The sequence below is a fragment of the Streptomyces violaceorubidus genome (assembly GCF_000717995.1).
Lineage (GTDB): Bacteria > Actinomycetota > Actinomycetes > Streptomycetales > Streptomycetaceae > Streptomyces > Streptomyces violaceorubidus.
Genome location: NZ_JODM01000006.1, coordinates 168,654 through 187,245, shown reverse-complemented (window position 1 = coordinate 187,245; position 18,592 = coordinate 168,654). Strand labels below are relative to the sequence as shown.

The window sequence follows — 18,592 nt, the reverse complement described above, 5'->3', positions numbered from 1 at the left end:
GGGCGCGCCTCAGCGACGCGCGCGACGCGGCGCCAGGAACCCCTCGTCGCGGGCCTGGCCGATCAGCCTGAGCGACCTGCGCCTGCTGTGACCGGTCGCGCGCATCACCGCGAGGACCGGATCACCGCCCGCCTCGCGGGCCGCCCGGTACTCCTGGGCGACAAGCCTGCGCCCCTCCCGTCCGCGCGGCCACGCGGGCCGCACCCGCCGCGACCCGGTCGGCGGGGGGCCGGCGGAGGCCGGGACGCAGGCCTCGAACAGGGGGTCCTCCAGCCACTCCGCGAGCACGGCGAAGTCGTCGAGGGACAGCGGGGGCTGCGCCCGTACGTCCTCGACCCGCACGTCCTCGCCGGACAGCACGGCGAGCGCGTCCACCCGGGCGCCGTCGGCGAAGGCCAGCCGGACGTCGAACCACGAGGTCGTGGTGGAGCCCTCGCTCACCACCCAGGCGTGCCGCACGGACATCTCACCGTCGTCCGGACAGCGGTCGGAAAGCTGAAGAGAACGATCAACGAAGGATGCTTCGAGCACATACGCAACGTAACCGAATGATCACATTCCATACGAATGGAACACGCATCGTTCACCGAGGGCGGCACCCTCCCGGCGCAGCGCACCATGCGCGGACCATCGACCTCAGCGGCATCGAGGTGAACTGGAAGGGCGGCAGGATCGCCGACATCAACACCAACCACGGCGACAGCGCGACCCCGCGCAACGTCACGGTCGTCGGGGACAGCAGCAAGAAGATCGTCCCGTGCCAGAGGTACACCGGCAACGACGACGGCGACGAGCCGGACTCGAACGGCTCGGGCGCCGACGGCACGTACTGCACGTACTCCTCGTCCGACATCACCTGCAGGTGACGCGTCAGGTCCGGGTGCCGTGCTCCCTGACCTGTCCGGACTGCTCCCGCTGGTAGTGCGCGTAGGCGTCCCGCAGGGCCGCGCCCGGCCAGTCGGGCGGGAGCAGCTCCGCGGGCAGCACCGGGTCGGCAAGCAGATGCCGCACGACGGCCGCGAAGGCGGTGAGACGGTCGGACGGACGCGCGGCCCGGTCGACATGGGCGAGCAGCGCCCGTGCCGTGTCCGCCCAGTCGCCCAGCGGCCACAGGCGCGCGGCCAGTTCGCGCGCGGGGGCCTCGGGGCGTGAGAGGAGCCGCTCGGCCACCCGGTCCAGACCCGCGGGCAGCGGGCGGTCGAGGTTGGCGGGGCGCAGCCAGACGCCCTCGCGGAGTTCGGCCAGGCGCAGGGCGGTCAGCCCGGTCCGCAGCTCGGCACGGGCGGCGGGACCGCGCCCCGTCGCGGTGATCACGAGCGTCTCCCAGTCACCGTCCCACGCGCGCGTGTGCGGGCGCAGGGCCTCGTCCTGGCGCCGCTGGCGCTCCAGCAGCCGCTCGCTGAGCCGGTACCCGGTCTCCGTGCGGCGCAGGTCCCCGGCGGCGGCCATCCGGCTCAGCGCCGCACGCGCGGTGGAGGCTCCGACGTCGAACCCCTCCACGAGCCGCACCAGGTCCCTCGCCGGCAGTTCCGGGGGGTGCGTGCCGAGCAGCAGGCTCAGGACCACCGACCGCGCGGACAGCGGACGCGGGGCGGGCCCACCGCCCGCCTCGGAACCGCTCATCCGCGCGGGCTCGTGTCGTTCGTCCACATGAGCACGTACTGTACGTGCGCCCGTGATGTTGCACTATTGCTGCGATCGCAGGGACAGTGCAACACTCGGTTCATGACGACACTCGCGCAGGAGCCGCCGTTCGAGTCCTACGAGCCGTCCGAGGAGCCCTGGGGCGGTCCCGGGGGACACGCGACGCACGACGTCACCAACCAGCCCCCTCCGTCGGCCCCCTACGACGCGTCCGACGACCCGGTCCTGTTGGAGGGCGTGCGGCGGGAGGGCGCCGGGTGGGCCGAGGACGGTCTGCGCCGACTGGGCCGTCGGGCGGGCAGCGCCGAGGCGCAGGACTGGGGCGACCTCGCGAACCGGCACGAGCCCGTGCTGCGCACGCACGACCGGTACGGCAACCGGGTCGACGAGGTCGAGTACCACCCGAGCTGGCACCGCCTGATGCGGATCGCGGTCGGCGAGGGCCTGGCCGGTGCGGCGTGGGCGGACGACCGGCCGGGCGCACACGTCGCGCGGATCGCCGGCGGACTCGTCTGGGGGCACACGGAGGCGGGACACGGGTGCCCGACGTCGATGACCTACGCGGCCGTCCCCGCCCTGCGCGCCCAGCCCGAGCTGGCGAAGGTCTACGAACCGCTGCTGACCTCCCGGGAGTATGAACCGGGGCTGCGGACGCCCACGGACAAGCGCGGCCTGCTGGCCGGCATGGGGATGACCGAGAAGCAGGGCGGCTCGGACGTCCGCACGAACACCACGACGGCCGCGGCGACGGCCGAGCCCGGCGTGTACACGCTGCGCGGGCACAAGTGGTTCACGTCGGCGCCGATGTGCGACGTCTTCCTGGTGCTGGCGCAGGCGGCGGGCGGGCTGTCCTGCTTCCTGGTGCCGCGCGTACTGCCCGACGGCACCCGCAACACGTTCCGCATCCAGCGTCTGAAGGACAAGCTCGGCAACCGTTCCAACGCCTCCTCGGAACCCGAGTTCGACGGGACGGTGGCCTGGCTGGTCGGACCGGAGGGGCAGGGCGTCAAGACGATCATCGAGATGGTCAACTGCACCCGGCTGGACTGCGTGATGTCCTCGGCGACGCTGATGCGCAAGACCCTCGTCGAGGCCGGTCACCACGTCCGGCACCGCAGCGCGTTCGGCGCCCGGCTGGTGGACCAGCCGTTGATGCGCAACGTCCTGGCCGACCTCGCGCTGGAGTCCGAGGCCGCGACCACCCTCACGCTGCGGCTCGCCGGCGCGGCCGACCGTGCCGTGCGCGGGGACGCGGGGGAGGCGGCGTTCCGGCGGATCGCCACCGCCGTCGGCAAGTACTGGGTGACCAAGCGGGGTCCGGCGTTCACCGCGGAGGCCCTGGAGTGCCTGGGCGGCAACGGCTACGTGGAGGAGTCGGGGATGCCCCGCCACTACCGCGAGGCACCGCTGCTGTCGATCTGGGAGGGCTCGGGGAACGTGAACGCCCTCGACGTGCTGCGGGCGCTCGGCCGCTCCCCCGCCTCCGCCGAGGCCCTCTTCGGTGAACTGGCCCTCGCCCGCGGTGCGGACGCCCGGCTGGACGCTGCGGTGGCCCGGCTTCGGGCGGGGCTCGGCGAGGCGTCCGAGACCGGCGCCCGCCGCCTGGTGGAGCTGATGGCCCTCACGCTCCAGGCCTCCCTCCTGGTCCGGCACGCCCCGCCGGCCGTCGCCGACGCCTTCTGCGCGACTCGGCTCGGCGGCGACTGGGGGCACGCCTTCGGCACGCTGCCGGACACGGCGGACCTCGACGCGATCCTGGCGCGGGCGCTGCCCGGCGAGGGCTGAGCGGTCGGGCCGAGACCTCCGAGCGGACCCCGACACCACCGCCTGACCTGGGGCGACATCCAGTCCAGGGGTGACTGTCAGTGGCTGGGTGCAGACTGGCCCGTGTCCGAGACAAAGGCGTCGACGAGACGCCGCGGAGGTGATCGGCATGACCGAAGTACTGCTCGCCGTGGGCACCCGCAAGGGCCTGTTCATCGGGCGCCGGCGGAGTGGCACCTGGGAGTTCGACGAGAGTCCCTACTTCAACGCACAGGCGATCTACTCGGTCGCCCTCGACACCCGCGGCGACACCCCGCGGCTGCTGGCCGGCGGGGACAGCGCGCACTGGGGGCCGTCGGTGTTCCACTCCGACGACCTGGGCCGGACCTGGACCGAACCGGCCGCGCCCGCCGTCAAGTTCCCCAAGGACACCGGCGCTTCCCTGGAGCGGGTGTGGCAGCTGCACCCGGCGGCCGCCGAGCCGGACGTGGTGTACGCGGGCACGGAACCGGCGGCGCTGTACCGCTCGGAGGACCGCGGTGAGAGCTTCGAGCTGGTCCGCCCGCTGTGGGAGCACCCCACCCGGTCGAAGTGGGTGCCGGGCGGTGGCGGTGAGGGGCTGCACACCGTCCTCACCGACCGGCGCGACCCCAAGTCGGTGACGGTCGCCGTGTCGACCGCGGGCGTGTTCCGCACCGCCGACGGCGGCGCGAGCTGGGCGCCGTCGAACTCCGGTGTCTCCGCCGTCTTCCTGCCGGACCCCGACCCGGAGTTCGGCCAGTGCGTGCACAAGGTCGCGCGCGACGCGGCCACCCCGGACCGCCTGTACCTCCAGAACCACTGGGGGGTGTACCGCAGTGACGACGCCGGAGCGCACTGGACGGACATCGGCGAAGGCCTGCCCTCCACCTTCGGCTTCGCGGTGGCGGCCCACCCGCACCGCGGCGACACGGCGTACGTGTTCCCGATCAACGCCGACGCCGACCGGGTGCCCGCCGACCACCGGTGCCGGGTCTTCCGCACCGCGGACGCGGGCAAGAGCTGGGAGCCGCTCTCGGTGGGCCTGCCCCAGGAGGACCACTACGGCACGGTGTTGCGCGACGCGCTGTGCACCGACGACGCGGACCGCGCGGGCGTGTACTTCGGCAACCGCAACGGCGAGGTGTTCGCGTCGGCCGACGACGGCGACAGCTGGCGGCAGTTGGCCTCCCACCTGCCGGACGTGCTGTGCGTGCGGGCCGCGGTCGTCGGGTGATGCGGACCGGGGGGACCGGCCTTGACCACCGGTTGATCGGCGTCACCCGTACGGCAGTAGGGTGACGCCCGTGGCACCACGACCCTTGAACGAAATCGTCGAAGCGGGCTGGGCGAAAGCCCTGGAACCCGTCGCCGGACGGATCACCTCGATGGGTGAGTTCCTGCGCGCGGAGATCGCCGCCGGCCGCACCTACCTGCCGGCGGGGGCGAACGTCCTGCGGGCCTTCCAGCAACCCTTCGACGACGTACGGGTCCTGATCGTCGGACAGGACCCCTACCCCACTCCGGGGCACGCCGTCGGACTGTCGTTCTCCGTCGCGCCCGAGGTACGCCCGTTGCCCGGAAGCCTCGTCAACATCTTCCGGGAGCTGCATACCGACCTGAATCTCCCGCAGCCCTCCAACGGGGACCTGACCCCCTGGACACAGCAGGGTGTGCTGCTGCTCAACAGGGCGCTCACCACGGCCCCGCGCAAGCCCGCCGCCCACCGCGGCAAGGGCTGGGAGGAGGTCACCGAGCAGGCGATTCGGGCCCTCGCGGCGCGCGGCAAGCCGATGGTGTCCATCCTCTGGGGCCGCGACGCCCGCAATCTGCGGCCGCTGCTCGGCGACCTGCCGGCCGTGGAGTCGGCGCATCCGTCCCCGATGTCGGCCGACCGGGGCTTCTTCGGCTCCCGTCCGTTCAGCCGGGCCAACGACCTGCTGATGCGCCTGGGAGGCCAACCGGTCGACTGGCGCCTGCCCTGAGCACGGGCTGCCTCGCCGTGGATTCCGGCGGCTCGGGCTGCGCGTCGTCGGCGGGACCGGCCTGTCCCGCCGGCGCCACGCGCCCGTGACGGGCGGGCCGGGCGGAACGGGCGGAACGGCGGCGGGACCCGACGGCGGCAGGGCCGCCCGGGTCGGCACACGGCCGACTCGGGCACCGCGGTCTGTCCGACCGCGGCGAGCCCCTCGTCGGGGTCATCGGCGCGGGCTGCTGCGGTCCGGATCGCGACCGGCCCGGTGGCCGGCTCACTCACCCTTCCGAGTGCCGACAGGATGCCGTGGGCGGCGGTCGTGCCGGGCGGCCGAGAAGTGGTCGGCCGACGAGGTGAATCATGCCGATGTCGGCCGATCCGTACATCACTCATCAGACAAAACCGGACGGATACCGCTCACCCGCACCCTCCCCGAACAGGGAAACCCCGGAAACCAGTAACATGCGGCGCCATGAGCTCCCCCACTGGGCCCGCGTCCGGCCTGCCCGTACGAATGCCGCGCCCCCGCCAGCCCGGACGGCACCGCCGTCCCGAACCCCTGGTGGCTCCCGAGGGCGCGCCGGCGCTCGTCCTCGCGGTGCCGGGGACGCCCAGTAGCGCCACCCGGGGCCTCGCCGACGAGGTCATCAGCATCGCCCGTTCCGAACTGCCCGGCCTCGACGCCCGGATCGGCCACCTCGACGGGGACGACGACGCCGAGTTCCCCTCCCTGACCTCCGTGCTCGTGCGGACCGCCGAGGAGCGCACCGCCCGCTTCGAGCAGGCGCGCGCCGCGGGTCTGGACGTGAAGGAGCCCGAGGGCCCCGTCGCGGTCGTCGTGCCGCTGCTCGCCGGGCCGGACAACGCGCTGCTGCGCCGGATCCGGCAGGCCGTGATGGACAGCAGGATCGCGGCCGAGCTGACCGACGTGCTCGGACCGCACCCGCTGCTGGCCGAGGCCCTGCACGTGCGGCTCTCGGAGGCCGGTCTCGCCCGGGCCGACCGCGCCCGCCTGTTCACCGTGGCGACCGCGGCGGACGGCATCATCCTCGCCTCCGTCGGCGGTGACGAGGCCGTCCAGGCGGCCGGGATCACCGGCATGCTGCTCGCCGCGCGCCTCGCGGTGCCGGTGATCGCGGCGGCGCTGGACGAGGAGGGCTCGATCGCGTCGGTGGCCGAGCAGCTGCGTTCCTCGGGATCTCAGCAGCTGGCGCTGGCGCCGTACCTGATCGGCCCGGAGATCGAGGCCTCCGTGCTGGAGGAGGCGGCCAAGGAGGCGGGCTGCTCCACCGCCGAGCCGCTCGGCCCGTACCCGGCGATCGGCAAGCTGGCGCTGGCCAAGTACACGACGGCGCTCGGCATCTCGCCTCAGCAGGCGCAGGGGGCGCCGGTTCGGTGAGGCGCGCTTGCGCGTTACGGCGTATGGGAAAGGGCCCGCTCCGGGAGAGGAGCGGGCCCTTTCCGCACTGCCGGGTTGCCGCCGCGCCCGCCCATGGCGCCCCAGCGGCACCACGATCGCCCGCAGCCGTGTGCGAGCGGTGGGCTCCTGCTCGAAGCTCGGTTACGCCGGGGCGAAGATCACGCAGGAGGCTGCCGGGACGGCGAGGGAGCCGGTGCGGCGGGGGGTGCCGGTGGCCGGGTCCAGGGCGAACCAGGTGACGTCTCCGGAGCGCTCGTTGGCCGTGTACAGGAAGCCGTCCGACACGGTGATGTCGCGGGGCCAGTGTCCGCCGCAGGGCACGGTGGCCGACAGCCGCAGACCGTCCGGCTCCACCTCCAGCACGGACAGGACGTCCTCGCCGCGGGTGGCGGTCCACACGAAGCGGCCGTCGGACGAGACGGCGATGCCGGACGGGTAGGCGTCGCCCGCCGGGGCGCCCGGCAGCACCGGTACCTCGGTCAGGGGCTTGAGCAGGCCGTCGGCGGCGTCCCAGTGGCAGACGGTGACGGTGGGTGCCAGTTCGTTGAGGACGTAGGCGTGGGTGCCGTCCGGGTGGAAGGCCAGGTGCCGCGGTCCCGATCCCGGCCGCAGCGCGGTCTCCCGGTGCACGGCGGGGGCGCCGTCCGCGAGGGTGCAGACCCGCACGGAGTCGGTGCCGAGGTCGACGCTGACGGCCCACCGCCCGCTGGGGTCGGGCAGCACCTGGTGGGCGTGCGGCCCCTGCTGCCGCTGGGCGTGCGGGCCGGAGCCGGTGTGGCGCAGGATGCCGGACGCGGAGCGGGCGAGGGTGCCGTCGGGGCGGACCGGTACGGCGGTGACGGTGCCGGAGCCGTAGTTCGCGGTCAGCACGTGCCCCGCGTACAGGCTGAGGTGGGTCGGTCCGTCGCCCCCGACGGACACCGGCCGTCCGGCGGGCTCGGGCCTGTCCCCGTTCACCCGGTAGGCGGCCACCGCGCCCTCGGCCGTCTCGCTGACGGCGTAGAGCGTGTCCCCGTCGGGCGCCAGGGCCAGGTAGGAGGGGTCGGCCAGCCCGTCAGTGCCGCTCACGACCGTGAGGGCGCCGCTGTCGGGGGCGACGGTCGCCGTCAGGATCCCGGGGCCGCCGGCCGCCGTGAACGAACCGATGTACGCCCGCCGCTGCCGCCTGCCGCCGCCGTCCGTCACCGCTGCCCCTCTCGTCCCGCTTCGTCTCGTCCCGCTTCGTCCCGCGTCGCGTGGAGGCCGACCCTGATCGTCCGCCCCGGAGCGACGGTAGCAGTCGATCACCTGCGGTCTAGACCAAACGGGTGGCACGGCGCGGTGGACGGACGCGGCGGATGGACACGACGGATGGACGGGTCAGGCGCCGGCCAGGCGTGAGCCGGTGGGGCTGCTGAGAGGCGCGGCGAGTTCGGCGAGGGCGTGTTCCAGGTCGTGCAGGTGGGCCAGCGCGGGGTCGGCGGCGCGGGGCCCGCCCGCGCGAGCCGGGACGGCACCCTTGCCGGTGAGTGCCTCGACCGCGGCCTCGACACGCCAGCAGGCGGCGGCCAGCCGGGCGTCGTGCGAGGCTTCGGGGTCGGCGGCGACGGCGACCAGGCCGCGGATCTCCCGGGCGCAGTCGTCGAGCAGGCCGAGGACCCGGCGGGCCCGCTGCCGACGGCCGTGCATCGGGCTCAGCGGGTGCACGAGCGGGGCGACCGCCACCCGTACCCGGCCCAGCAGCTGCCCCAGTTCCGCCACACGCGTCGCCGGGTCGGCAACCTCGCTTCCGGCGAGTCGGGCGGCGGCCTCCGCGGTGCACGCGTGCACGCAGCGCAGGGCGCGCTGGATCCAGGCGTCGGTGACGGCGTGCGTGGTGACCGGCAGGACGAAGAGCACGGCGAGCGCGGCACCGAGCGCGCCCACGCCGGTCTCGGCGATCCGCAGGGCGAGCAGGCCGGGGCTGAGGACGCCCAGGAGGCCGTAGAGCAGCTCGGCGAGCAGGGTCACGCAGAGCATCATCCAGGTGTAGGAGACCGCGGCGGTGTAGAAGATGCCGAAGACGCACACGGCGGCCAGTACGGCGGTGGGCACCGGGGCCCCGGCCACCGGCACGGCGACCAGGAAGCCCAGCCCGATGCCGACGACCGTGCCGAGGACGCGGCGGAAGCCGCGCACCAGCGTCTCGCCGCGCGAGGTGGTGTTGACGAACACCCACCAGGTCGCGCCGACGGCCCAGTACCAGCGGTCGCCGGACACCAGCTGGCCCACGACCAGGGCGAAACCGGCGCCCGCGGCGGCCTGCACCGCCTGCCGGGTGGTGATGCGGGCCAGCCCGGTGCCGGCGGGCGGCGCCAGGACGGCGGGCGCGGGCCGGCGGCGCTCGTAGCACCACAGGCCGAACCGCACCGCCGCGGCGGCGGCCACGGACAGCAGGACGGCGGCGAACATCTCGGGCAGCCGGTCCACGGTGGCGTGCAGGAACTGGGCGATGAAGAAGGTCATGAAGGCGAAGACGCCGAGGCTGTGCCCGCGCGGACCCCAGCGGCGCGCGTACACGCCCGCGCCGACGACGGCGAGGAAGGTGAGGTCCCGGGCCGCGGGGAGGTCGTGCAGCGCGGCTGCGGCGGTGAGCACCGGCAGCCCGGCGACCGGCAGCAGCGCGGTGGTGACGGCCTGGCCGCGCACGGTGGCGTCGGTGACGGTGAAGAGCGCGAGCAGGGCGGCGAGGCCGCCGGTGATCGCGCCGACCAGGGAGGTACCGGCCAGCCCGCACACCACGACGGCCAGCCCGATGCCGAGGACGGCCCGGGCTGCGAACCGCAGCCGGGACCGCACCGGGTCCGGGCTCACGAACACCTTCTTCAGCACTGATCAACGCCCCCTCGCTCACTCACGCCCACTGGCCCGGAAGTCACCGCACGCAAAAGGCGCCGCGGGGATCCGCAGCGCCATCGACACCTCTATAGGAGCATCTTTGCCACCAGTGGCTCAACCGGGCGCGGTCAGGGTGGGCCATTGGTACAGTAACCACGGCATGCCTGCGGCCACCGGAGGGCCAATGGCCGACGAGAGGGGCCGGACCCGCGATGGCCGTCGACGAGCTCGACACCCGCATCCTGAGACTGCTGCTCGAACAGCCGCGCACCAGCGTGCGGGAGTACGCCCGCCTGCTCGGGATCGCGCGCGGCACCCTCCAGGCCCGGCTGGACCGCTTGGAGCGCGACGGCGTGATCACCGGTACCGCTCCGTCCCTCTCCCCCGCCGCCCTGGGCCACCCGGTGCTCGCGTTCGTGCACATCGAGGTCACCCAGGGTCATCTGGACGAGGTGGGCGAGGCCCTGGCGGCGGTGCCGGAGATCGTCGAGGCCTTCTCCATCACGGGCGGCGGGGACCTGCTGACCCGCGTCGTGGCCCGCGACAACGCGCACCTGGAGGACGTGGTGCAGAAGCTGATCAGCCTGCCCGGTGTGGTCCGCACCCGCAGCGAGGTGGCGCTGCGCGAGCGGGTGCCGCACCGGCTGCTCCCGCTCGTGGAGTCGATCGGGCGCTCGGCCCGCAGGTGATCCTTGGCATCCTGGACGCCATGAGCACCATGGGCACGCTTGGCGGCATCTCGGTCATCTTCGATCTCGACGGAACGCTCGTGGACAGCGAGCCGAACTATTACGAAGCGGGCCGGCGCACCCTCACCGAGTACGGCGTGGCGGACTTCACCTGGGCCGACCACGAGGCGTACGTGGGTATCAGCACCCGGGAGACGGTGGCCGACTGGAAGCGGCGGTACGGACTGCGGGCCCCGGTCGAGGAACTGCTCGCCGTCAAGAACCGCCACTACCTGGAGCTCGCCGGCAGTTCGTCCCGGGCGTATCCCGAGATGCGCAGGTTCGTCGAGCTGCTGGCGGGCGAGGGCGTACCGATGGCGGTGGCGTCGGGTTCCTCGCCCGGGGCCATCGCAGCGATCCTGGCCCGCACCGGCCTGGACGCACACCTGCGCACGGTCGTCTCGGCCGACGAGGTGGCGCGGGGCAAGCCCGCCCCCGACGTCTTCCTGGAGGCGGCCCGCCGGTTGGGCGCGGAACCGGCCCGCTGCGTGGTCCTGGAGGACGCCGCTCCCGGCGCCGCCGCGGCGTACGCGGCCGGAATGCGCTGCGTCGCGATCCCGTACGTCGCGGCGCAGGCCGACGCCCCGGAGTTCGCCGCCGCGGATCTGCTGGTGCGCGGGGGCCAGGAGGAGTTCACGGCGCGGGCGCGTCTCGCATGCCCCGTCTCGCACGCCTCGTCTCGCATGCCCCGTCTCGCACGCCTCGTCTCGCATGCCCCGTCTCGCACGCCTCGTCTCGCACGCCCCGTCTCGCATGCCTCGCTTCGCAGGTTCTGCGTCGCAGGTTTTGCCCGGAGGGGTGATCAGATCGCGTTCCGTATCCGTACCTCCGGGTGTCCGAGCCTGTCTTCGCCCCAGGAGGCACGATGCGCATCATGCGCACCACGGCAGGGACCGCCTTCGTGGCCGGTGCCCTCGTCCTCACCCTCACCGCGCTCGCCTACCCGACCATGCTCGGGGTGCGGAACGCGGGCAGTGACCAGGCCCGGGTCGTCACCAACACGCGGTACGGGCCGCTCACCGAGCAGGACCGGGACTTCGTGGTGAAGGTGCGAGCCGCGGGGCTGTGGGAGCACCCGCTGGGGCTGATGGCCATGGAGCGCGGGACGACACCGGAGATGCGGGAAGCCGGTGAGCACCTGGTCGTCGGCCACTCCCGGCTGGACGCCACCTGCCGCAGGATCGCGCCGGAGCTGGGCATCACCCTGCCCAACCTGGCCTCGCCGCAGCAGCAGCAGTTCGTGTCGACCGTGAACGGGACCACGGGCAAGCAGTTCGACACCACCGCGGTCAACATCATGCGGATCACCCACGGCCAGATCTTCCCGGCCATCGCCAACATCCGCGCCAACACCAAGAACTCCCTGGTGCGGCAGCTCGCCGACCAGGCCAACGACACGGTCCTGGACCACATCACCGTGCTGGAGAAGACCGGGCTGGTCAACTTCGACCAGGTCAACTTCCAGCAGACCGCTCCGCCGACCCTGCCCAAGGCGCAGCTCACGCCGCCGGCTCCGCAGCCCGGCGAACCGGTGCTCTCGCTCACCTCGCCGCCGGGCCTGGAGGTGAACACCTCCGCACCGACACCGAGCCCGACGGTCCGCTGAGGCGTGGGGGTCCAGGGGCCGAGTCGCCGGGTCCGAGTCCGGCGGGTCCGAATCCGGTGGCTCCGATGCCGGTCGGCTCAGCGCTGACGAGGCCGGCCGCCGCGTCCGCCGCCCTTGCCCTTGCCGCCGCCCGCGCCCCGGTGGCCGCCACCGGTGGCGCGCCAGGCACCCCCGGTCTGCTTCCCGCCGGCCTTGCCGCCCGTGGCGCCTCCCGGCCTGCCGCCCGTCTTCCCGGCCGCCGGTGTGCGACGTGCGGGGGCCGTCGCCTCGGCGCGTCCGCCCTTCGAGCGCGCCGGTTCGGGCTGCCGGCCCCGGGTGCTGTTGACGGTCCGGCCCCGGACGATGCCGATGAAGTCCTCGACGCGGTCCGTGTGCGCGTCCTCGGGCCAGGACAGCGCCACGCTCGATGCGGGAGCGTCGGTGACCGTGCGGTACGTGAGGTCCTTGCGGTGGTGCAGCCGGGCCAGCGACAGGGGTACGAGCAGCACACCGATCCCGGCCGCCACCAGCTCGACGGCGTCCGCGGTGGTGGCCGGGCGTTCGAGGGCGGGCCTGCCCGGCAGCCGCTCCCAGTCGAGGACGTCGTCCAGGGGGTGTAGCACGATCTCGTCGGCGAGGTCCTCGACGGTCACCTCGTCGGCCGCGGTGACGAGGTGGTCCCTCGGGATCAGCACGACCGTGGTCTCGGTGTAGAGGGGGATGGCGCTGAGCACGGTGCGGTCGACGGGCAGCCGCACCAGTCCGGCGTCGGCGTCACCGTCCAGCAGCACACCGGCCGCCCCGGCGGCGGGCACCTGGGTGAGTGCGAGGGGGACGTCCGGCAGCCGCTCGTTCCAGATGCGCGCCCATTTGTCGGGCGTCACCCCCGGGACGTACGCGAGCCGGAACGAGGGGGGAGCTTCCGAGCCTGTCACCCCGCCAGGTTACCGGGCGGGGTCGGGGGCGACTCACACGATCGATACCCTTGACCGTATGACGTCGCACCAGAACACCCAGACCATGAAGCCCGCGACCGCGGCGAAGAAGCTGGGTGTGTACCTCGAAGCCACACCCGCCGAGTTCCGGGAGGGCGTCGTCACGCGCGCCGAGCTGAACGCGCTCCAGACCGACCCGCCCGCCTGGCTGCGCGAGCTGCGGCGCGACGGTCCGCACCCGCGACCGGTGGTGGCGGCCAGGCTGGGCGTCTCCATCGCGGGCCTGCACCGGGGCGGGGTCACCGAGCCGCTCACCACGGAGCAGATCGACGCGCTGAGGCAGGAGCGTCCTCAGTGGCTGGAGCGGGAGCAGGCCGTCCAGGCCGACGTGCGCAAGGAGGCGGCCCGGGTGAAGAAGCTGCACGCCGAGCGGGCGGAGCGCGCCGCACGCGACTGACCGGCCTGCGCACCGACCGGCCGCCCGAGCGGCGCCGCGGCCATCCGGTCGCCCCGGTCATTCCTCGGCCTTCTGCGCGGTCAGGCTCCACGCGTACTGCAACCAGTCCGACACCACGACCGCGCTCAGACCGGCGCACACCAGCCGTCCCGCCCGGGGTGCCACCGCGTAGGTGCCGACGAGTCCGCCGGCCACCCACGCCGAGGTGCAGAAGGGGCAGGAGATCAGGTCACCGACGGCGCGGCGCAGACCGGTGCCGCGCCCGGCGTCCATCACCTCGTTCGCGTTGCCCTCCCGCTCGCGGCGGGTGAACGGCGCCCGCAGGAAGCTGGTGACCCTGTCCTTGGTCAGCAGCCGGGAGGCCTTGAACGTCGCGGTGCCCAGCAGGGCCACGTCCCAGGCGGGGACGGTGTCGGGGAGTCGTACCCCGCGGCGCCGCACCGTCACGGCGAACGCGCCGACGCCCGCCGCGAAGGTCGCCGCGAGCGTCGCGTATCCGACGAGCGGTGTCTCCTCGCCGTCGGCGTAGCGCTGCTCAACGTCCGTCATGGGTCTCTCCTCGGTCTCGGTGGCCCGTCTCCAGGCGGTTCTCAGTGGGATGCCGGGCCGCCGAAGAGGTCGGCGCAGTCGGCGGGCAGGCGGGCCAGCAGTCGGTCGGCGCTTTCGCGGGGCACCGCCTCGGCGAGGGTGGACAGCACGGCGCCCGCGTCCCATTCGGCGGTGCGCGGCCGGGCACCGGTCTGCTGGGCCACCCTGCGGAGGAACTCGGTCCGGCCGAAGGTCTCGGGGCGCCCGCGTTCCAGGCGCAGCGCGTCGTCCAGGGGCGCGGGCAGGGCGCGGGCCAGATCGGCGGCCTCCTCGGGCGGGACGCAGGACGCGATCACCCACAGGACGGCCGTGGTGACCTGCTCGGCCTCGTCGTCGCCGTGGTACTCCCCGCGGTCGCGGACCCGGGTGAGGAATTCGTCGAGCCGCACGGCGTCGCCTCCTTGTGCCGGTTCGCGCTCCGGGGCGGGTGCCCTGGGACCGTCATGGAAAACGGACGTACGCGCCCGGCGTCCATGCGCCACTCCCTCACCGTCGTACGCCCGCACGCGCGGCGTCGGCGATCTCGGTCACCAGCGACAGGGCGTCCGCGTGCTCGGTGAGCAGCGCGCGTCCGGCGGCGATCCGCCGACGCCGCTCACGGCCCGGGGCGGTGAGCCGCCCCAGCGCTTCCAGCAGCGCGTTCGCGTCCTCGGCGACCTCGCAGACACCGAGCGCGGCCATCCGCCGCACGCCGTCCGCGCCGTGGCCGGGCAGGGGGCGGTGCACGACGACCGGCAGCCCGGCCGCGAGTGCCTGGACCGCGGTCTGGCCGGCCGCGTTGTCGATCAGGGCACGGGCGGCGTGCAACAGGCCGGGCATGTCCGTCACCCAGCCCAGGGCGAGGACACCCGGCGCGCCGGACAGCGTGCGCCGCAGCCGCCCGTTGTCGCCGCAGAGCACGACCGGCAGGTAGCCGTGGCCGGCCAGGAGCCGCACGGTGGCGTCCAGGTGGGAGCCGACGCCCCAGGCACCGGCGGACAGCACCACGGCGGGCCGCCCGGAGCCGAGCCGGTCGAACGTCTCCCGCCACTGGGCCGCACCCGGGACGTCGTCGGCCGAGAACTCCGGCGCCACGACGGGACCGCACGTCGTCGCGGGCCTGCCGGTGCTCCCCCGCGCCTCGCGCGCCGCGTCCTCGGTGAGACACAGGCAGTGGTCGTTGCCGGGGTGCAGCCACTGCCGGTGCGGCTCGAAGTCGATCAGCAGCACGACGCTGGGCACGCGCAGCAGCCCGCGCTCCCGCAGGTGGCCGGTCAGCTGGGCGCCCAGGTGGAAGACGGGCACGACCACGTCCGCGCCCGTGCGCCCGGCCAGCTCGCGCAGCCTGCTCCCGGCGAGCCGGGCCAGGGGCGTCCCGCTCGGGCGGCGTCCCGGGCCGGGCCGCAGGAAGAGGCGGTACAGGGCGGCGTACGCCCACGGGAAGTGCCGTACCGACCCGCGGTAGAAGCACCTGAGAGCCGTGCCCAGGCCGTATGGCAGGAGGGCGAGGACGTCGACGACCTCGGCGGTGTCGCCGCGCTCCCGGGCCCGCCGGACCAGTTCGGCGGCGACCGTGTCGTGACCGGCGCCCATGCTCGCGCTGATCACCAGCAGGCACCTGCCGCCCCGCGGCCCACTCGGGGAGCCGGGATGGCGGGGCACTGATGAGCTGCGAGGATGCACGGCGGACCAAGTTGCCGATCCGATAGGTTCCAAACCATCGCATACGCGGGCGTTTCGGGCGGCCCCTGCGGGATACTCCGTGACCGCCCGTCCGGCCGGACGCCGGAGCCCGACCGCCCGGTCGGACGGTTCCCGGTGTCCGCCCCGAGCCAAGGTGGTCCCCATGGTCCATGCGTTCTCCCGTCCCCGGTCCGTCCCCGGACCGCAGGTCGTCGCACCCGACGCGGACCGCGCGCGGCCCCGGCGGCCGTCCGTCGGGGTCCAGGACACGCGGACCCGCACGGTGCTCGTAACGGGGGCGTCCTCCGGCATCGGCGCGGCCGTGGCCCGCCGGCTGGGTGACGAGGACGGCTGGCGGCTGGTGCTCACCGGACGCGACCCGGTGCGGCTGCGCCAGGTCGCCGAGGACACGTCGGCCACCGCCTTCGCCGCGGACCTCACCCTCCCCGGCGCCGACCGGCAGCTCACCGACTTCGCGCTGGCCACGGCGGGCCGGGTGGACCTGCTGGTGGCCGGGGCCGGGGTGGGCTGGGCCGGAGAGTTCCTGGACATGCCCCCGCACACCATCGACGAGGTGCTCGACGTCAACGTGCTGGCCACGCTGCGGCTGGTGCGACTGCTGCTGCCCGGGATGGTGGCGGCGGGGTCGGGGCGGGTGGTGCTCATCGGATCGCTGGCGGGCAGCGTCGCGGTGCGCGACGAGGCCGTGTACTCCGCCGCCAAGGCCGCGATCGGCGCCTTCACGGACTCGCTGCGCTACGAACTGCGGGGCACGGGCGTGGGGGTCACCCACGTGGTGCCGGGCGTCGTCGACACCCCGTTCTTCGAGCGCCGGGGGGCTCCCTACCGGCGCTCCAGGCCGCGCCCGGTGCCTCCCGAGCGCGTGGCCGAGGCGGTGCGGACCGCGGTGCTGCGGGGCCGCGACGAGGTGTACGTGCCCTCGTGGCTGCGTCTGCCGTGCCGGGTACGGGGCGCGGCACCGGGGCTGTACCGGCGGCTGGCCGCACGGTTCGGGTGACCGGGAGCGCGCCGCGGTGAGTGTCCTCACCGTCGTCCTCGCCCTGTTCGCGGCGCTGTCCAACGCGGCGGCGTCGGTACTCCAGCGCCGGGCCGCGGCGCAGGACGAGGACCGGGCGGGGGCCCGGCACACGGCGCTGCGCTCACTGCTGCGGCTGGTACGCGACCGGTACTGGGTCGGCGGGGCGGCGCTGCTCGCGCTGACGACGGTGCTTCAGGCGTCCGCACTGGCGGTGGGCAGTCTCGCCGTGGTCCAGCCGCTGATGGCCACCGAACTGCTGTTCACCCTGGTGGTGGGCAGTGCGGTCTTCCACCGGCGTCCGGACTCACGGACGTGGCTGGCGTTCGTCGCGCTGGCCGTGGGGCTCGCGCTGTTCCTTGGCTCCGCCGCTCCGACGGCCGGTCACGACACCGCGACGGAGGGCCGGTGGATCTGGGCGGGGCTGGCGCTGTTCGTCCTGATGACGGTCCTCGCCTCGGCGGGCAGCCTGGTGCACGGCGCACCCCGCGCGGCGTTGTTCGGATCGGCGTCCGCGGTGGGGTTCGGCGGCACGGCGGCGCTGTTGAAGGAGCTGACCGGACGGCTCCCCCAAGGCGTGGGCGAGGTGCTGACCCAGTGGCCGCCGTATGCCACCGCGGTGGTGGGCGTGGCCAGTTTCCTGCTGTTGCAGAGTGCCCTGCGGGCAGGAACCCTGGCCGCCTCGCAGCCGGCCCTGACCCTGGGCGACGCGCTGACCAGCGTCGCGCTGGGCTGGGCCCTGTTCGGTGAGGAGATCCTGCTGGGGGTGCGGGTGGTGCCCGAACTGATCGGCGTGGCGCTGATCGGCCTCGGCAGCGTCGGGCTGGCCCGGGCACCCTCGGTGCACGGCGCCTGGGACACGGCCCCGGCCGCACGGGACGGACCCGGGCGTGCGGCGCGGCGCTGAGCGAACGGAACGGGGCGACTCGAACGGACCCGAGGACCCGAGGACCCGAGGACCCGAGGACCCGAGGACCCGAGGACCCGAGGACCCGAGGACCCGAGGACCCGAGGACCCGAGGACCTGACGACCCGAGGACCCGAGGACCCGAGGACCTGACGACCGGAAGACCGGAAGACCGGAGGCACCACGCATGCGACAGGAGATGCGCGTCGAGCGGGCGGTGTACGCCGTCGCACCGCTCGCCGCCGCCGCGCTGGCCCACATCGGTCCCGCGGCGACCTGGCTGCCGGGGCTGCGCCGGCGCCGGTTCCCCCGTCTGGCCGGGCTGGGCAGCCCCGGCCATGTCGCGCTCACCTTCGACGACGGCCCGGATCCGGTCTCCACGCCCCGTTTCCTCGACGTCCTGGACGGACTCGGAGTACGGGCGACGTTCTTCGTCCTGGGCGAGAACGCGGCACGGCACCCCGCGGTGGCCGGTGAGCTGGTTCGGCGCGGGCACGAACTCGCGGTGCACGGCTGGAGCCACGACCGGCCCTGGTGGCCGTCGCCGGCCCGGGACGTGCGCGAGTTGCTGCGTGCCGTCGCAGTGGTGGGCGAGGTGGCCGGACGCGTCCCGCGCTGGTACCGCCCGCCCTACGGCATCCTCACCTCCGGTCGCTGGGCGGCCGCCCACCGGACCGGGCTGCGGCCCGTGCTGTGGACCGCGTGGGGCAAGGACTGGCGGCACGACGCCACGCCCGCCTCGGTACGCGCGACCGTGGCGGCGGACCTGGGCGGAGGCGGCACGATCCTCCTCCACGACACCGACCACGCCTCGGCTCCGGGCAGCTGGCGGGCCGCCCTCGGCGCGCTGCCGGACATCGTGCGCGACTGCCGGGAGGCGGGGCTGGCGGTGGGTCCCCTGGGTGAACACGGGATGAGCGGGTCGGCGGTGGCGTCCGTGTCCCCTGCGACGGGAGGGACCACCGGGGCCGCCGGGACGGAGCCGTTTCGGTCACCGGTGCCGGGAAAGCCGTAGCG

Annotated in this window: 18 protein-coding genes and 2 pseudogenes; 12 read left to right on the top strand and 8 right to left on the bottom strand. The window is 74.4% G+C overall.

The window, feature by feature from the left end; all coding sequences use genetic code 11:
• Nucleotides 1-9: 9 nt before the first annotated feature.
• Nucleotides 10-465 (bottom strand): DUF6214 family protein, encoded by a 456-nt coding sequence (locus IE94_RS0111595; RefSeq protein WP_030182054.1) that lies wholly within the window; start codon nucleotides 463-465, stop codon nucleotides 10-12.
• Between the two features lie 155 nt (nucleotides 466-620).
• On the opposite strand from IE94_RS0111595, the pseudogene IE94_RS0111590 reads away from it, so the two are divergent.
• Nucleotides 621-866 (top strand): annotated as a pseudogene (locus IE94_RS0111590) (pectate lyase); the annotation flags it as partial.
• A gap of 4 nt (nucleotides 867-870) precedes the next feature.
• On the opposite strand, the gene IE94_RS0111585 reads toward IE94_RS0111590, so the two are convergent.
• On the bottom strand, nucleotides 871-1,623 hold the full coding sequence (locus tag IE94_RS0111585; RefSeq protein WP_030182048.1) for a PaaX family transcriptional regulator C-terminal domain-containing protein: 753 nt from the start codon (nucleotides 1,621-1,623) through the stop codon (nucleotides 871-873).
• Nucleotides 1,624-1,725: 102 nt separating this feature from the next.
• Between IE94_RS0111585 and IE94_RS0111580 the strand changes: the two genes are divergently transcribed.
• The 4 genes from IE94_RS0111580 (at nucleotide 1,726) to IE94_RS0111565 (ending at nucleotide 6,800) form a co-directional block, all read left to right on the top strand.
• The gene (locus tag IE94_RS0111580; RefSeq protein ID WP_030182045.1) at nucleotides 1,726-3,429 is read left to right on the top strand and encodes a DNA alkylation response protein; all 1,704 of its coding nucleotides are present in this window, start codon (nucleotides 1,726-1,728) and stop codon (nucleotides 3,427-3,429) included.
• Between the two features lie 148 nt (nucleotides 3,430-3,577).
• On the top strand, nucleotides 3,578-4,663 hold the full coding sequence (locus IE94_RS0111575) for a WD40/YVTN/BNR-like repeat-containing protein (protein WP_030182043.1): 1,086 nt from the start codon (nucleotides 3,578-3,580) through the stop codon (nucleotides 4,661-4,663).
• A gap of 70 nt (nucleotides 4,664-4,733) precedes the next feature.
• Complete coding sequence (locus IE94_RS0111570; RefSeq protein ID WP_030182040.1) at nucleotides 4,734-5,411, top strand: uracil-DNA glycosylase; 678 nt, start codon at nucleotides 4,734-4,736, stop codon at nucleotides 5,409-5,411.
• 462 nt (nucleotides 5,412-5,873) lie between these two features.
• A complete protein-coding gene (locus IE94_RS0111565; protein ID WP_037922360.1) occupies nucleotides 5,874-6,800 on the top strand; it encodes a sirohydrochlorin chelatase in 927 nt (308 codons plus the stop codon).
• 162 nt (nucleotides 6,801-6,962) lie between these two features.
• Here IE94_RS0111565 and IE94_RS0111560 read toward each other — a convergent pair whose 3' ends face one another.
• Both IE94_RS0111560 and IE94_RS0111555 read right to left on the bottom strand, forming a co-directional pair.
• The gene (locus tag IE94_RS0111560; protein ID WP_030182035.1) at nucleotides 6,963-8,006 is read right to left on the bottom strand and encodes a lactonase family protein; all 1,044 of its coding nucleotides are present in this window, start codon (nucleotides 8,004-8,006) and stop codon (nucleotides 6,963-6,965) included.
• Nucleotides 8,007-8,180: 174 nt separating this feature from the next.
• Entirely contained in the window at nucleotides 8,181-9,671 is a 1,491-nt protein-coding gene (locus IE94_RS0111555) for an FUSC family protein (RefSeq protein ID WP_030182031.1), read from the bottom strand.
• 218 nt (nucleotides 9,672-9,889) lie between these two features.
• Between IE94_RS0111555 and IE94_RS0111550 the strand changes: the two genes are divergently transcribed.
• The 3 genes and pseudogenes from IE94_RS0111550 (at nucleotide 9,890) to IE94_RS0111540 (ending at nucleotide 12,011) form a co-directional block, all read left to right on the top strand.
• Nucleotides 9,890-10,366: an Lrp/AsnC family transcriptional regulator gene (locus IE94_RS0111550; protein ID WP_003977712.1), complete on the top strand. Its 477-nt coding sequence runs from the start codon at nucleotides 9,890-9,892 to the stop codon at nucleotides 10,364-10,366.
• Between the two features lie 29 nt (nucleotides 10,367-10,395).
• Nucleotides 10,396-11,052, top strand: a pseudogene (locus tag IE94_RS35405) (HAD family hydrolase); the annotation flags it as partial.
• A gap of 218 nt (nucleotides 11,053-11,270) precedes the next feature.
• Entirely contained in the window at nucleotides 11,271-12,011 is a 741-nt protein-coding gene (locus tag IE94_RS0111540) for a DUF4142 domain-containing protein (RefSeq protein ID WP_030182024.1), read from the top strand.
• A gap of 77 nt (nucleotides 12,012-12,088) precedes the next feature.
• Here IE94_RS0111540 and IE94_RS0111535 read toward each other — a convergent pair whose 3' ends face one another.
• The gene (locus IE94_RS0111535) at nucleotides 12,089-12,925 is read right to left on the bottom strand and encodes a LysR substrate-binding domain-containing protein (RefSeq protein ID WP_030182022.1); all 837 of its coding nucleotides are present in this window, start codon (nucleotides 12,923-12,925) and stop codon (nucleotides 12,089-12,091) included.
• A gap of 58 nt (nucleotides 12,926-12,983) precedes the next feature.
• Between IE94_RS0111535 and IE94_RS0111530 the strand changes: the two genes are divergently transcribed.
• Entirely contained in the window at nucleotides 12,984-13,382 is a 399-nt protein-coding gene (locus tag IE94_RS0111530) for a DUF5997 family protein (RefSeq protein WP_030182020.1), read from the top strand.
• A gap of 57 nt (nucleotides 13,383-13,439) precedes the next feature.
• Here IE94_RS0111530 and IE94_RS0111525 read toward each other — a convergent pair whose 3' ends face one another.
• The 3 genes from IE94_RS0111525 to IE94_RS0111515 all read right to left on the bottom strand — a co-directional run bounded on the left by IE94_RS0111525 (nucleotide 13,440) and on the right by IE94_RS0111515 (nucleotide 15,611).
• A complete protein-coding gene (locus IE94_RS0111525; protein WP_030182017.1) occupies nucleotides 13,440-13,931 on the bottom strand; it encodes a DUF1360 domain-containing protein in 492 nt (163 codons plus the stop codon).
• 41 nt (nucleotides 13,932-13,972) lie between these two features.
• Entirely contained in the window at nucleotides 13,973-14,359 is a 387-nt protein-coding gene (locus IE94_RS0111520; RefSeq protein WP_030182014.1) for a DUF2267 domain-containing protein, read from the bottom strand.
• A 97-nt stretch (nucleotides 14,360-14,456) separates the two neighbouring features.
• On the bottom strand, nucleotides 14,457-15,611 hold the full coding sequence (locus IE94_RS0111515) for an MGDG synthase family glycosyltransferase (RefSeq protein WP_030182013.1): 1,155 nt from the start codon (nucleotides 15,609-15,611) through the stop codon (nucleotides 14,457-14,459).
• 184 nt (nucleotides 15,612-15,795) lie between these two features.
• On the opposite strand from IE94_RS0111515, the gene IE94_RS0111510 reads away from it, so the two are divergent.
• The 3 genes from IE94_RS0111510 to IE94_RS0111500 all read left to right on the top strand — a co-directional run bounded on the left by IE94_RS0111510 (nucleotide 15,796) and on the right by IE94_RS0111500 (nucleotide 18,590).
• On the top strand, nucleotides 15,796-16,650 hold the full coding sequence (locus IE94_RS0111510) for an SDR family NAD(P)-dependent oxidoreductase (RefSeq protein ID WP_030182003.1): 855 nt from the start codon (nucleotides 15,796-15,798) through the stop codon (nucleotides 16,648-16,650).
• Between the two features lie 16 nt (nucleotides 16,651-16,666).
• Nucleotides 16,667-17,575 carry a DMT family transporter gene (locus IE94_RS0111505; RefSeq protein WP_030182000.1) on the top strand — a complete coding sequence of 303 codons (909 nt, stop codon included), beginning with the start codon at nucleotides 16,667-16,669 and terminating at the stop codon, nucleotides 17,573-17,575.
• Nucleotides 17,576-17,762: 187 nt separating this feature from the next.
• Nucleotides 17,763-18,590 carry a polysaccharide deacetylase family protein gene (locus IE94_RS0111500; RefSeq protein ID WP_030181996.1) on the top strand — a complete coding sequence of 276 codons (828 nt, stop codon included), beginning with the start codon at nucleotides 17,763-17,765 and terminating at the stop codon, nucleotides 18,588-18,590.
• The last annotated feature ends 2 nt before the right edge of the window (nucleotides 18,591-18,592 follow it).